Annotated in this window: 13 protein-coding genes; 8 read left to right on the forward strand and 5 right to left on the reverse strand. The window is 66.4% G+C overall.

Going from position 1 to position 14,009, the window contains the following annotated elements; all coding sequences use genetic code 11:
* Positions 1–70 precede the first annotated feature (70 nt).
* A complete protein-coding gene (locus ACW18A_RS03230; protein ID WP_492023367.1) occupies positions 71–1,324 on the forward strand; it encodes a dipeptidase in 1,254 nt (417 codons plus the stop codon).
* A gap of 3 nt (positions 1,325–1,327) precedes the next feature.
* Here ACW18A_RS03230 and ACW18A_RS03235 read toward each other — a convergent pair whose 3' ends face one another.
* Positions 1,328–1,792, reverse strand: a complete 465-nt coding sequence (locus tag ACW18A_RS03235) for a tRNA (cytidine(34)-2'-O)-methyltransferase (protein ID WP_492023368.1) — start codon at positions 1,790–1,792, stop codon at positions 1,328–1,330.
* Between the two features lie 196 nt (positions 1,793–1,988).
* Here ACW18A_RS03235 and petA point away from each other — a divergent pair, with 196 nt between their 5' ends.
* From petA to ACW18A_RS03270, 7 genes are all read left to right on the forward strand, one after another.
* Positions 1,989–2,534: a ubiquinol-cytochrome c reductase iron-sulfur subunit gene (petA, locus tag ACW18A_RS03240; RefSeq protein WP_492023369.1), complete on the forward strand. Its 546-nt coding sequence runs from the start codon at positions 1,989–1,991 to the stop codon at positions 2,532–2,534.
* Between the two features lie 11 nt (positions 2,535–2,545).
* Entirely contained in the window at positions 2,546–3,874 is a 1,329-nt protein-coding gene (locus ACW18A_RS03245; protein WP_492023370.1) for a cytochrome b, read from the forward strand.
* Positions 3,875–3,879: 5 nt separating this feature from the next.
* Complete coding sequence (locus ACW18A_RS03250) at positions 3,880–4,752, forward strand: cytochrome c1 (protein ID WP_492023371.1); 873 nt, start codon at positions 3,880–3,882, stop codon at positions 4,750–4,752.
* Positions 4,753–4,874: 122 nt separating this feature from the next.
* A complete protein-coding gene (locus ACW18A_RS03255; RefSeq protein WP_492023372.1) occupies positions 4,875–5,459 on the forward strand; it encodes a DUF1579 domain-containing protein in 585 nt (194 codons plus the stop codon).
* Positions 5,460–5,684: 225 nt separating this feature from the next.
* A complete protein-coding gene (locus ACW18A_RS03260) occupies positions 5,685–7,328 on the forward strand; it encodes a M28 family metallopeptidase (RefSeq protein ID WP_492023373.1) in 1,644 nt (547 codons plus the stop codon).
* Positions 7,329–7,408: 80 nt separating this feature from the next.
* Positions 7,409–9,055 carry a M28 family peptidase gene (locus ACW18A_RS03265; RefSeq protein WP_492023374.1) on the forward strand — a complete coding sequence of 549 codons (1,647 nt, stop codon included), beginning with the start codon at positions 7,409–7,411 and terminating at the stop codon, positions 9,053–9,055.
* Positions 9,056–9,256: 201 nt separating this feature from the next.
* Positions 9,257–10,390, forward strand: coding sequence for a serine hydrolase domain-containing protein (locus ACW18A_RS03270; protein WP_492023375.1), 1,134 nt, complete (start codon positions 9,257–9,259; stop codon positions 10,388–10,390).
* Between the two features lie 140 nt (positions 10,391–10,530).
* Here the strand turns inward: ACW18A_RS03270 and ychF are convergent, their stop codons facing one another.
* The 4 genes from ychF to ACW18A_RS03290 form a co-directional block, all read right to left on the reverse strand.
* The gene (ychF, locus tag ACW18A_RS03275) at positions 10,531–11,625 is read right to left on the reverse strand and encodes a redox-regulated ATPase YchF (RefSeq protein WP_492023376.1); all 1,095 of its coding nucleotides are present in this window, start codon (positions 11,623–11,625) and stop codon (positions 10,531–10,533) included.
* 73 nt (positions 11,626–11,698) lie between these two features.
* A complete protein-coding gene (locus tag ACW18A_RS03280; RefSeq protein ID WP_492023377.1) occupies positions 11,699–12,196 on the reverse strand; it encodes a copper chaperone PCu(A)C in 498 nt (165 codons plus the stop codon).
* A gap of 353 nt (positions 12,197–12,549) precedes the next feature.
* Positions 12,550–13,164: an aminoacyl-tRNA hydrolase gene (gene pth, locus ACW18A_RS03285; RefSeq protein WP_492023378.1), complete on the reverse strand. Its 615-nt coding sequence runs from the start codon at positions 13,162–13,164 to the stop codon at positions 12,550–12,552.
* Between the two features lie 72 nt (positions 13,165–13,236).
* A complete protein-coding gene (locus tag ACW18A_RS03290; protein WP_492023379.1) occupies positions 13,237–13,911 on the reverse strand; it encodes a 50S ribosomal protein L25/general stress protein Ctc in 675 nt (224 codons plus the stop codon).
* Positions 13,912–14,009 lie beyond the last annotated feature (98 nt).

Here is a 14,009-nt window from a genome sequence, read left to right on the forward strand (position 1 = left end):
CCGATCGCCGATTTCCCTCGGACCCCGGTGTCTGCCAGTCTGCGCCCGTCATCGTTTTCCGGAGGTCGCCATGTTCCGATCCTGTCTTCTCGCCGTGTCCGCGCTCGCCCTTTCCCTGCCGGCGGTGGCCCAGGACGGAGAGGCGAGGGCGCGCGAGATCCTGCGGACCACGCCTCTGATCGACGGCCACAACGACCTGCCGTGGGCGCTGCGGCAGGGCTATGGCAACGATCCGCACGCTGTCGATCTGTCGACCAACCTCGACGCCTCGACGGCGCTCCACACCGACATCCCGCGCCTGAGGGCCGGGGGCGTCGGTGGCCAGTTCTGGTCGGTCTATGTGCCGGCGACCCTGACCCCGACCGAGGCCGCGCGAGAGACCTTCGAACAGATCGACACTGTGCGCCGCATCGTCGCCGCCCATCCCGACGTGTTCGAGCTGGCGACGACCGCCGACGACGTCGAGCGCATCCACGCGGCCGGCAGGATCGCCTCCCTGATCGGCATGGAGGGCGGCTATTCGATCGATGATTCGCTCGGCCTGCTGCGCGAGTTTCATCAGGCGGGCGCGCGCTACATCACCCTGACCCATTCGAAGACGACGACCTGGGCCGACAGCGCCACCGACGCGCCGAGATGGGGCGGACTGTCGCCGTTCGGCGGGGACGTGGTCCGCGAGATGAACCGAATCGGCATGATGGTCGACCTGAGCCATGTCTCGGAGGAGACGATGATCGACGCCATGCGGGTGTCCCGGGCACCGGTGATCTTCTCCCACTCCTCGGCGCGGGCCGTAACCGGCCATCCCCGCAATGTGCCCGACAGCGTGCTCCGCGCCATGGAGGAAGACGGCGGGGTGGTGATGGTGACCTTCGTGCCGGGCTTCATCTCCGAGGCGGTCCGGAGCTGGAACGCGGACCGGGGGGCCGAGGCGGCGCGGCTGCTGGCGCTTAATCCGGGCGATCCGGCGGCGGTGACGGCGGGCACGGCGGCCTGGGACGCCGCTCACCCGCAACCGACAGCGGGCCTTGCGGACGTCATCGCCCACATTCAGCACGTCCGCGACGTGGCCGGGATCGGCCATGTGGGTATCGGCGGCGATTTCGACGGCGTCACCAGCCTGCCGGTCGACGTGCAGGGCGTGGACGCCTATCCGCGGATCCTCGCCGCCCTGATGGCGGCGGGCTGGACAGAGGCGGACATTCGCAAGCTGGCGGGCGAGAACGTGCTGCGGGTGATGAGGTCGGTCGAGGCGGTGGCCGCGTCGATGTCGGGCGAGCGGCCGAGCCTGGCGGTGATCGCGGCGGTCGGCGCGCCGGAGTAGGACTCAGCCGCGCGGCGCGGAATCGGCGCCGCCGGTCTGTCTCAGGGATTCGAACAGGCCGATTCCTGCGCTGACCGACAGGTTCAGCGAGCGGGCCTCCGGGCGGATGGGTATGAAGACGCGCGCGTCGGCGGCGGCGTGCACGAAGTCGGGCGCACCCGAACTCTCCGAGCCGAACAGCAATGTATCGTCGGGCTGGAAAGCGAAGTCGGTCAGGGGCGTCGCGCCCTTCGTTGTGAACAGGACCAGCCGCCCCACGTCCCGCCAGGACTGGAATGCCTCCCAGTTCGCATGGCGCGTCATGAGGGACAGCGGGCCGTAGTCGAGGGCCGCGCGCTTCATCGCCCGGTCGTCGAACAGGAAGCCCGTGGGCTCGATAATGTGCAGCCCGACCCCGAAACACGCCGACAGCCTGATGCAGGCGCCCACGTTCTGGGGAATGGCCGGTTGAAAAAGGGCGAGACGCATTCTAAGGCCCTCATACGCGCGGGCAGGGGTCTTGTCGCGGTCAGTTCTGCGAGTGGTTCTCAAGTAACCACAGCGACTTGCGGCGATGAGCCGCAAAGCCTGACCGGGTCGAAATCCCCCATCCGCGCTAAGGACATTTCCTCGCACGCGGGTCGCCACATGGCCGCCCGCGATCCGGGTTTTACAGAGGTGAGACGTGGCCGAATCGGTCGTGACGAACGAACATTCCGAAGGTGACGCCACCCGCCGGGACTTCATCCATATCGCGGCCGGTGCCGCAGCCGCCGGCGCGGGCGTGATGGTGGCGTGGCCGCTGGTCAACTCCATGAACCCGGCCGCCGACACCCTGGCCCTGTCGACCGTCGAGTTCGACACCTCCAAGGTCGCTGAGGGGATGCAGATCGTCATCACCTGGCAGGGCAAGCCGGTGTTCGTGCGCAACCGCACCGCCGCCGAGCTGCAGCGTGTGATCGCCGACAATGACGCCTCGGATCTCAAGGAGCCGCAGACGGACCAGGAACGCACCAAGGTCGGCCACGAACCGATGCTGATCGTGGTCGGGTCCTGCACACACCTCGGCTGTATCCCGACCTTCGGATCGGGCGATTTCGGCGGCTGGTTCTGCCCCTGCCACGGCTCGCACTATGATGCCTCGGGCCGCATCCGTAAGGGGCCGGCGCCGAAGAACCTCGTCGTGCCGGAATACGAATTCACCGCCGGCTCCACCATTCGGATCGGCTGAGAGCAAACAAGATGAGCGGACACGAATCCACCTACGTTCCCAAGACCAGTATCGAGAAGTGGCTCGACACCCGGCTTCCGATCGTGCGCTTCGGCGCTGACTATTTGTCGCTGCCGACGCCGAAGAACCTGAACTACTGGTATACGTTCGGCGCGATCCTGACCATTTGCCTGGTCACGCAGATCGCCACCGGCATCTTTCTGGCCATGCACTACCAGCCGAACACGGCGATGGCCTTCGCCTCGGTCGAACGCATCATGCGCGACGTCAACGGCGGCTGGCTGATCCGCTATGTGCACCAGACCGGTGCCTCGATGTTCTTCGTGGCCGTCTATATCCACATGCTGCGCGGCCTCTACTACGGCTCGTACAAGGCGCCGCGGGAGATGATCTGGATCCTGGGCTGCGTGATCTTCTTCCTGATGATCGCCACGGCCTTCCTGGGCTACGTCCTGCCGTGGGGCCAGATGTCCTACTGGGGGGCCGAGGTCATCACCAACCTGATCGGGGCGATCCCGGTCATCGGCGAGCCGGTGCTGATCTGGCTGCGCGGCGGTCCGGCCATCGACAATGCGACGCTGAACCGCTTCTTCTCGCTGCACTATCTGCTGCCGTTTGTGATCTTCGGCGTCGTGGTGCTGCATCTGTGGGCCCTGCACACGGCCGGCCAGAACAATCCGGTCGGGATCCTGATCCCCAAGGACCGCGAGGCCAAGGACACCATCCCGTTCCACCCCTACTATACGGTCAAGGACGGCTTCGCCCTGCTGGTGTTCCTGATGATGTTCTCGGTGTTCATCTTCTTCATGCCGCACGCCCTGGGTCACCCCGACAACTACATTCCTGCCAACCCGCTGGTGACGCCGTCTCACATCGTGCCGGAATGGTACATGCTGCCGTTCTACGCGATCCTGCGGGCCATCCCGGACAAGTTCGGGGGCGTCGTCGCCATGTTCGGCGCGATCGGCGTGCTGTTCATCCTGCCCTGGCTGGACACGTCCAAGGTGCGCTCGATGCGCTATCGCCCGACGATGAAGATCTTCTTCGTCATCTTCGTGGTGGTCGGTCTGATCCTGGGCTGGTGCGGCGCCCAGCTGCCGGACGCTCAGGTGGTTCCCGGCATGCCGAGCTTCACCCTGATCGACGGCCAGCTGAACAGCTATCTGTGGCTGACCCGTCTGGCCACGCTCTACTACTTCGCCTTCTTCTTCGTCATCATGCCCTTCGTGGGCCTGAAGGAGACGCCGCTGAAGATCCCCGCGTCGATCTCCGAACCGGTCCTGTCGGGGCCGGTCGCGATGAGCGGTGCCGTTCCTGCCGACGCCGAAAAGAAGGGCTGATCGCGATGTCCGCCAAGAAAATCACCATGGATATTCGCAAACTGGCTCTCTCGATCGCGGCCATCGCGGCGGTCGGTGCGGCCTCTCCGGCGCTGGCCGAGGGCAGTTCCCATCACCCGCGTTCGGGCGGCTTCACCTTCGACGGTCCGTTCGGCACCTTCGATCAGGGCCAACTGCAACGGGGCTACAAGGTCTATCGCGAGGTCTGCTCGGCCTGCCACAGCATGGACCTGATGCATTTCCGCACCCTCGGCGAGCGCGGTGGTCCCTTCTATGACCCGCACGCCGAGAACCCGGCTGCCAACCGCTACGTGCGGGCCCTGGCCGCCGAGATCGAGGTCGCGGATATCGACACCGAGACCGGCGAGGCGATCATGCGTCCCGCCACTGCGGCCGACAAATTCCCGAACCCCTATCCGAACCGTACGGCCGCGGGTGCCGCGAACGGCGGAGCGGCTCCGCCCGACCTGTCGGTCATGGCCAAGGCCCGCCACGGCGGCGCTGATTATATCTACTCCCTGCTGTCGGGCTATGAAGCGCCGCCAGCCGGACTGCGGATGACGGCGACCCAGCATTACAATCCGTATATGGCGGGCGACATGACCCCGTTCTGGGACGGCGATCCGGACCATGTCCCTGCCGGCGGCTTCATCGCCATGGCCGCGCCGCTGTCCAACGGCCAGGTCACCTATGACGACGGCACCGAGGCGACGGTCGACCAGATGTCCAAGGACGTCGCGGCCTTCATCGCCTGGGCGTCGGATCCCAAGGCGACCGAGCGGAAACAGTCGGGCGTGGGCGTCCTCGCCTTCCTCGCCATCTTCGCCGGCCTCACCTACGCCAGCTACCGTCGCATCTGGAAGGGCGTCGTCCACTAGGACCACGCCCCTGTTCGCGCCGAAGACATGAAGCCCGCCGGGTCCGCCCGGCGGGCTTTTTCATGCGTTGACAACAGAGCAAAAAAGGACTTTGTAATACAAAGCAAATGGGAGAACTGCTTATGTCCGTCGCTCGTCTGTTCGCCGCTTCGACTGCAGCCTTGGCTCTGACTCTCGCCTTACCGTCGCCGGGCCTTGCCCAGGCGCAGAATCCCGCGGGCACCCCGGCCCAGCGAGCCGCCATGGCGCGGCTGGACTTCATGGACGGCGAGTGGCGCGGCACGGCCGCGATCAACGGTCCCGGCGGTCGCACGACCCTGACCCAGACCGAACGGGTCGGGCCGCATCTGGGTGGCTCGATCCGCGTGGTCGAGGGGCGTGGCTACGCGGCCGATGGCACGACCCAGTTCAACGCCTTCGCCATCATCGGCTGGGACGAGCGGACACAGGCCTATACCTTCCACACCTACGCCCAGGGCTATCAGGGGGACTATCCGTTCGAGGCGACCGAGGACGGCTTCCGCTGGCAGACGCCGGCCGGACCGGGCGCGACCATCCAGTATGTCGCCACGATCAAGGACGGTCGCTGGCACGAGGTCGGCCACTTCGTCCGCGATGGCCAGCCGCCGCTGCCCTATATCGAGATGGACCTGCGCCGGATCGGCAACAGTGACTGGCCGGCCGCGGGGGCGGTGGCGCCGGAGTGAACCTTCTCCACCTGTGGGAGAAGGTGGCAGCCGAAGGCTGACGGATGAGGGGTCGTGCCGACGACGGAAGTGAGAGGGCCGGCGCCAGTCGTCGAGGTCAGCGAAATCCCTCATCCGACCTCGCTGTGCTCGGCCACCTTCTCCCGCAAGGGGAGAAGGAAGTCGCATCGACACCCATCCCTTCCCGACCTAACCTTCGACCAACAGTCATCCGAAGGTTCGTCCATGTGTCTGCATACCGCCGCTGCCGCGCTTCTCGCCGGTCTCGCCCTGTCGTCCGTGTCATTCGCCCAGGAGCCGACGTTCGACGGGGCCCGTCTGTCCGAACACATCCGCATCCTGTCCGCTGACGACTTCGAGGGACGCGGCATCGCGACCCCTGCCGAACAGAAGGTCATCGACTACCTGTCCGGCCAGTTCGAGGCAGCGGGGCTGGAGCCCGGCGGCGACAATGGCGGCTGGACCCAGGCCGTCGCCCTGAACCGGTTCACGGCGTCGGGGGTGCAGGCCCGGCTGACCGTCGGCGACTGGACCCAGCCGCTGGTCCAGGGCGAGCAGATCGTCGTCTCCAGCCGGCGTCCGCGCGAGAGCCACGTGATGCTGATGGACGCGCCGCTGGTCTTCGTCGGCTATGGCATCCATGCGCCGGAGCGGTCCTGGGACGACTTCAAGGGCCAGGACATGACCGGCAAGATCCTGGTCGTCCTGGTCAATGACGCGGACTTCGAGGATCCGGCGTTGAACACCTTCGGCGGCCGCGCCATGACCTACTACGGCCGCTGGACCTACAAGTACGAGGAGGCGGCCCGTCAGGGCGCGGCGGGCGTCATCATCGTTCACGAGACTGACCCGGCCTCCTACGGCTGGACCACGGTGAAGAACAGCTGGTCGGGTCCGAACTTCGATATCGTGCGGCAGAACGCCAATGAACGGGTGCCGATGGAGAGCTGGATCCAGCGCGACATCGCAGTCGAGTTGTTCCGGCAGGCCGGCCTCGACTTCGAGGCCCTGAAGGTCCAGGCGCGCAGCCGCGACTTCCAGCCGGTGACTCTCGCGGGCGCCGGGATGGACGTGATGTTCGACGTCGCCTCACAGGGGATCGAGACCCACAACATCCTCGGCCGCCTGCCGGGAACGACTCACGCGGACGAGACTTTCCTCTACACGGCTCACTGGGATCACATCGGGGTCGGGACGCCGGACGCGAACGGCGACGCCATCTTCAACGGCGCGATCGACAACGCCTCGGGCATCGCAGGTCTGATCGAGTTGGCCCGGGCCTATGCAGCCGGTGAGCGGCCGGACCGGTCCATCGTCTTCATCGGCTTCTCGGCTGAGGAGAGCGGCCTGCTGGGCTCGGAATACTATGCGGCCAACCCGATCTATCCGCTGGCGACCACGGTCGGCGGGGTGAACATGGACTCGGCCAATGTCTATGGGCGGACGGCCGGGTTCGGCATCGTCGGCTATGGCCAGTCGGACTTCGATGAGCGGATGGGTGCCCTCGCCGAGGCCCAGGGGAGGGCCGTCCAGCCGGACGCCAATGTCGCCGCCGGGATCTATTTCCGCTCGGACCATTTCCCGCTGGCCAAGCGCGGCGTGCCCATGGCCTACGCCAGGTCGGCCGGGGCCTTCGTCGATGAGCCGATCGCGGAGCGTGAGACGGCCCGCAGCGAATACGGGGCGAACCGCTATCACCAGGCCGACGACGAGTGGTCGGCTGACTGGGACTACGCCGGCCAGATCCAGGATCTGCAGGTCTACTGGTCGCTTGGCCAAGCCCTGGCCAACAGCCGCGACTGGCCGCAGTGGAAGGAAGGTTCGGAGTTTGGACCCGCGCGGGCGACGAGCGCGGCGGAGCGTGACTGAGCCGTTCATGACGAAACCGTAATGAGCCTCGCCACGGGCTCCGCCCTAATGTCCGCGTCGAAATGGCGAGGAGAGCCCTGATGTTGCGTGCGTTGTTCGGCGGTGCGACCGCTATGGCCGTGGTTTTGTCGGCGGGTCTCGCCTCGGCACAGGACTTCTCGGCCGAGCGGATCTCGCAGGATATCCGCCACATCTCGTCAGATGACTTCCAGGGCCGCTATCCGGGGACTGAAGGCGAGCGGATGACCCTGGCCTGGTTGCAGGCGCAGTATGAGGAAATGGGCCTGGAGCCGGGTGGGCCGAACGGACAGTGGCTGCAGGACGTGGTGCTGAAGCGCTTTACCCCCGTCGCCGGTGCCGCTTCGGCGAGTTGGACCGGTCCGGACGGGACGGTGCATCCGATGAGCGTCGGCACCGACATCCTGCTGCGGTCCGCGACCAATGATGGCAAGGCGGACGTGGCGAATGCCGGCCTGGTCTTCGCCGGCTACGGCATCAACGCGCCCGAGCGCGACTGGAACGACTACGGCGACATCGATGTGCGCGGCAAGGTCGTGGTCCTGTTGGGCGGCGAGCCGACGGCCGAGGCCGTCACCGCGCGTTTCAACGGCGCCTATTCGACCGCCTACAACAGCGGCGCTGCGAAAGCTGACGAAGCCTTCCGGCGCGGCGCCATCGGCGTGATCACCCTGGCCACGGTCCCCGCGACCGACGCCGGCTGGCTGCGCGGGGCCCAGTTCGCCGGCCGCGAGCGCATCCTGACCCCCGGAGCCGCGGATCTGGAGTTCTCCGGCGCCATCAACCACGACGTGGGTCTGGCCTGGGCCACGGCCGCGGGTCTGGACATAGCGACCCTGTCCACCGTGGACAGCGGATCGTTCAAGGCAGTGGCCCTGACCGGCGTGACCCTGTCGGTCGCCCAGGAAGAGACCTTCAACACCCTGACGACCCACAATCTGCTGGCCAGGATCCCGGGCACGGAGCGTCCGAACGAGACCATCATCTATTCGGCCCACTGGGATCACGTCGGCGTCGGCGCGGATCACGTCAGCCCGGTCTCGACCACCGAGGACAACATCTACAACGGCGCCTGGGACAACGCGTCCGGCACGGCCGGGATCGTCGAGATGGCGCGCCAGATCAAGGCGGCTCCGCGTCCGGAGCGCACCATCGTCTTCGCCCATATGGCCGCCGAGGAGATGGGTCTGCTGGGCTCCTACGGTTACGCCGCCAACCCGGTCTATCCGCTGGAGACGACCGTCGCCGACATCAACATCGACATGTTGCCCCTGTCAGGACCGACCCGCGACGTGGCCATCTTCGGCAAGGGCCAGAATACGCTGGAAGACGACCTGGCGGTGCTGGCGGCGGCCGAGGGTCGTGTGGTCACCGACGATCGCCAGCCGGAGCAGGGTTTCTACACCCGCTCGGACCATTTCCCGTTCGTCCGCATGGGCGTGCCGGCCCTGATGACCTGGCACGGCGTCGACTGGGACGAGGGCGGCGTGGCGGCCGGTCAGGCGGACTGGGACGCCAGGTTCGGCGCCGACTATCACCAGCCGTCGGACGAATGGTCGGCGGACTGGGACCTGCGTTCGGCGGTCGAGAACCTGACGCTGCTGTACCGGCTTGGGCTGCAACTGGCCAACGGCGACGAATGGCCCACCTGGAAGCCGACCTCGGAGTTCGGCGCGCGCCGGGCCGTCAGCGACGCGGCGCGGCAGTAGGGCGACTCCGGTCATCCCCGGACCGGATCCGGGCCGGGATGATGACCGGCCTGGCGTTGGCGGCGGCGCGGGAAAACAGTGTGCGTCCCCATGTCTTCAGGCTCGGAAGCATTTGAGGAACGGATGATGAAATCATGGCTGGGCCCTGAGGCATGGGCTGTGGGGCACCCGGGCAGACGGCACCCCGGGGCGTGGATACGGGTGTTCGCCCTCGTGGTCGTGTGTCTGGTCGCGGCCTGCGCGACCCCCGTCGCCTCCGTGTCAGCCGGCGCGGTTGTCGTCCCGCAGGACCCGGAACTGCGCCGTCTCGGTGAAGACTTCATCACCGCAGGCCGGGCGGACAGCCTCTCCATCGCGATCATCGACGGGGGGGAGATCCGGTTCCTCAACGTCGGCACGACTTCGACGTCCGTCGTTCGCCCACCGAACGAGAACACGGTCTATGAGATCGGGTCGATCAGCAAGGTTTTCACCTCGCTTCTGCTCGCTCATGCGCTGACCGAGGGCCGGGTCGATCTCCAGGACGACGTCCGGCGCTACCTGCCCGGACCCTATCCGAATCTTCAACGGGATGGATCGCCGGTTCGCCTCGTTCATCTCGCGGACACGAGCTCAGGGCTCCCGGACAATATTCCGGACCTCCAACCCTTTCTGGCGCAAGGCGGGGCGGAAGGTGCGCCGCTTCTGATTTCGGAGCGATGGAAGACCTATTCGACCGCCGATCTTCTCGTGGATCTGGAATCGGCCACCCTCGTCGATCGCCCCGGCGCGGCGTCGCGGCATTCGAACGTCGCCGCGAGCCTCCTCGGACACGTGCTGGAAACCGTCTACGGGGAGCCTTACGATCGCCTGATCCACCGCTACATCGAAACGCCCTACGGCATGGGCCGAGGCAGCGGAGGAGACCGCACGCGAGACCCGACGCCGGGCTTCAACGCAGACGGCCTGGCCATGCCGATGATCGAAGGGGCCTACATCCGCTCAGCCGGAGGCCTGCGGTACAGCAGCGCGGATATGGCGCGTTTCATTGAGGCCCTGCTGGAGTCGGACGAAGCCGCGATCAGACTGAGTCAGGAGCCGATCGCAGGCAGCGAGCATGCCATGGCGGGGTTCAACTGGTTCAGGTCGAGGTCCCCGAATGGCGGCCTCGTCCTGCGCGCCTCCGGGGGCACCTTCGGTTCGAGCAGCTACATCGAAATCCGGCCTCAGGAGGGTTACGGCCTCGTCCTCCTGACCAACCGGTCCGGCGCTGAAGGCGCCTTGTATGATCTTGCCGAGCAAGCCTGGCGGCAAGCCGCCCGTTTGCGCCCGTCGATTAACGCGCCCCCTGGCTGAGCGGAAAGGGGGACACACAACTCTTCCCGGCAAATGGTGTGTATCCTCACCTCGATCCGCCGCTTTGTCGGCCACGGCGGTGGGTGGAAGAGGATATCCAGCGGGTGGAGAAGATGGGGGTGTCCCCATTTCGGACGCCGTCAGTTGAACAGGAAATTCATCACGTCGCCGTCTTTGACGACATAGGCCTTGCCCTCGGCGCGCAGCTTGCCGGCCTCGCGGGCCTTCGCTTCGCCGCGAAGCGCAATGTAATCGTCGTAGGCGATGGTCTCCGCGCGGATGAAGCCCTTCTCGAAGTCGGTGTGGATGACGCCGGCGGCCTGGGGCGCGGTGTCGCCGATGTGGATGGTCCAGGCGCGGGCTTCCTTGGGTCCGACGGTGAAGTAGGACTGCAGGCCCAGTAGCGAATAGGCTTCGCGGATCAGGCGGTTCAGGCCCGGCTCGGCGAGGCCGAGGCTTTCCAGGAACTCGGCCTGCTCGGCGGCGTCGAGAACGGCCAGTTCGGAATCGATCTTGGCCGAGATGACGACCGAGTTGGCGTTGTCCTCGGCGGCGCGTTTGGCGACCAGGTCGGACAGCTCATTGCCCTTGTCGGCGGAGCCCTCGTCGACATTGGAGACGTAGAGGGCCGGCAGGGAGGTCAGCAGCTGGAGCATGTGCCAGGCCTTCTCGTCCTCCTTGGACACCTCGACGACGCGGGCGGGCTTGCCGGCGCGCAGCGGGGTCAGGGCCATATTGATCAGGCGCAGGGTCGTCTGGGCCTCCTTGTCGCCGCCCTTGGCCTTCTTCTCGACGTTGACGACCCGCTTCTCGAGGCTTTCAAGATCGGCCAGCATCAGTTCGGTCTCGATGATCTCGAGGTCACTGATCGGGTCGATGCGGTTCTCGACGTGGGTGATGTCGTCGTCGACGAAGCAGCGGGCCACGAAGGCCACGGCGTCGCAGTCGCGGATATTGGCCAGGAACTGGTTGCCCAGACCCTCGCCCTTCGACGCGCCACGCACCAGACCGGCGATGTCGACGAAGGTGATGCGCGAGGGGATGATCTCTTTCGAGCCCGCGATCTCGGCGAGGGCGTCCAGACGCGGCTCCGGCACGGCGACGTCGCCGGTGTTCGGCTCGATGGTGCAGAACGGATAGTTGGCCGCCTGGGCCGCCGCCGTCTTGGTCAGGGCGTTGAACAGGGTGGACTTGCCGACATTGGGCAGGCCGACGATCGCGACTTTCAGGGCCATGGGATTCCTCAGAGAAGGGGCGAGCCTTTAGACGGTTCGAACCGGTTTGTCAGGCTCGCCGCTCCGGAACCGGTCAGCCGTTGGGAAAGCCTTCGTTCGCCTCCGTCGGCTGGCCCACGCGCGCCGTGACCGTGATGTCCGGAGCCTTCTCGAATTTCAGGGTCAGTTCGACGGTGTCGCCCTCCACCAGGGGTTCCCTGACGCCGTTCAGCATGATGTGATTGCCCCCCGGGATGAAGTTGATCACCTGCCCTCCGGTAAGCGGCACGCCGCCCTCGATGGGCCGCATCATCATCATATTGCTCTCCATCTTCATCTCGTGGATCTGGACCAGGGGCGCGACAGGGCTCTCGATGGAGACCAGACGGTCATCCGCGGCGGCGACGAGGTTCAGGTAGCAGGCGGTGACCGGGCGGCCGTTGGGCGTCGGCCGGCAGACCTCGTCGCTGATGATGATCTGGGTGATCGTGTTCCCGTCGGCGTCCGTATAGGTGTTGCCGATGTTGGCGGGCTCGCCGCAGGCCGACAGGCTCAGCAGCGGCAGGACGGCGAGGGCGATGAGCCGGTTCATTCTTTGGGGTCCTTTCACGATAGGGGGGCGGGGTAGGGTCTCAAGGCGCGTAAGATCCGGTCCAGCACAAGGGCGGCGACCAGGCTGAGTCCGGTCAGGGGATACAGGATCGCGAGCGGGAGAACGATAGCCAGAACCGCGACCCTGGCGCGCGGGCCGTGTGGCGCGACGGGAGCGGCCGGAGCCGTTCCCGGGCTTTCGACGCCGGCCATCACAGGGCGAACCGGAGGCCGACGAAGGCGGAAGCAGTCGCGGCGGCGAGCAGCAGCGCGAAGGCCGCGGGCAGGAAGGCCATTGAGCGCGCTGTCGACCAGGATCCGGCCTGCTGACGGGTCACGGGGGGAGACCGGGATTTACTCCTGCCTGGTCGCCTGCGCCGCCTGGCGCGGGCTGAACTTGGGCGCTGGGGCCAGGCGCAGGACCTCGCCCTGATAGCGCTCATCTTCGCCCTTGATCGCGAAGGGCAGGGCATCGGCGCAAGCGTTCAGCAGGCCTTCGAGCCACGGCTGTTCGGCCTTGTGGAAGTCGCTCAGGACGTGCCCGTGGACCAGCGACGGCTCACCCGGATGGCCGACACCCATACGCGCGCGGCGGAAGTCGGCGCCGAGCTGGCTGATCAGGCTACGCACGCCGTTCTGGCCCGCCGCCCCGCCGCCGGTTTTCATGCGGAACCGGCCCGGGGCCAGGTCGATCTCGTCGTGGAAGATGATGATGTCAGCAGGGGGTATCTTGTAGAAGCGCGCTGCCTCCCCGACCGCGTTGCCCGAGTTGTTCATGAAGGTCTGGGGCTTCATCAGCAGGATCTTCCGGCCCTCGACCTCGCCCTCGGAGATCACCGACTGGAACTTCGCCCGATCGGAGCCGAACCGCCACCGGCGCGCGATCTCGTCCACGGCCATGAAGCCGATGTTGTGGCGGTTCTTTTCGTATCTGGTGCCCGGATTGCCCAGGCCGGCGATGATGAGCATGGCGGTATCCGGAAATGAAAACGGCCCCGTCCGTCGCCGGAGGGGCCGCTTCCGAAGGAGTGGATCGGTCGATCAGCCTTCCGACGTCTCGCCCTCTTCCGTGGCGGGAACGTCATCAGCAGCAGCCTCGGCGGCGGCCTGCTCTTCAGCGATCGTCCCTTCGTCATGGGCGGCCGAGATGCCGGCCGACGAGGTCTTGATCGAGGCGATCACGAAGTCACGGTCCGTGATGGTCGGCTTGACGTCAGCGGGCACCTTGACATCCGACCAGCGGATGGTGTCGCCCAGCTTGTGACCGGCCAGGTCGACGACCAGGTCTTCCGGGATGTGGTTGGCGGGAACCTTGATCTCGACCGTGTGACGGACGATCTCGAGCGAGCCGCCCTGACGGAAGGCCTTGCACTGGTCTTCGTTGATGAAGTTGACTTGGACTTCGATCTTGACGTCGGCGTTCTCGTCGACGCGCATCAGGTCGAAGTGCAGCGGGCGGTCCGACACGGGGTCGAACTGCACGTCCTTGGCGATGACCGGCTGGCTCTCGTCGCCGTACTTCAGCGTGACCAGGTGGCCCAGCAGCTTGCCGGTGTACAGGTTCTTGCGGAAGTCCTTCTCGTTGACCGAGATGGCGACGGGGGCCTTGCCGCCGCCGTACAGGATGCCCGGAACGGCACCCGAGCGACGGGCTGCGCGCGCGCCGCCGGTGCCGGTGTTCTCACGGACATCCACGTTCAGAATGATCTCGGCCATCTGGCTCGCCTCAACAACAAAAACGCCTGCGCCGACATTGCGGCCCGCGCGGCGGGGTCATGGACCCTCGAATTCAAGAGCGCGGGTCATTACACGCA

Source organism: Brevundimonas sp. AVps5 (assembly GCF_058681515.1).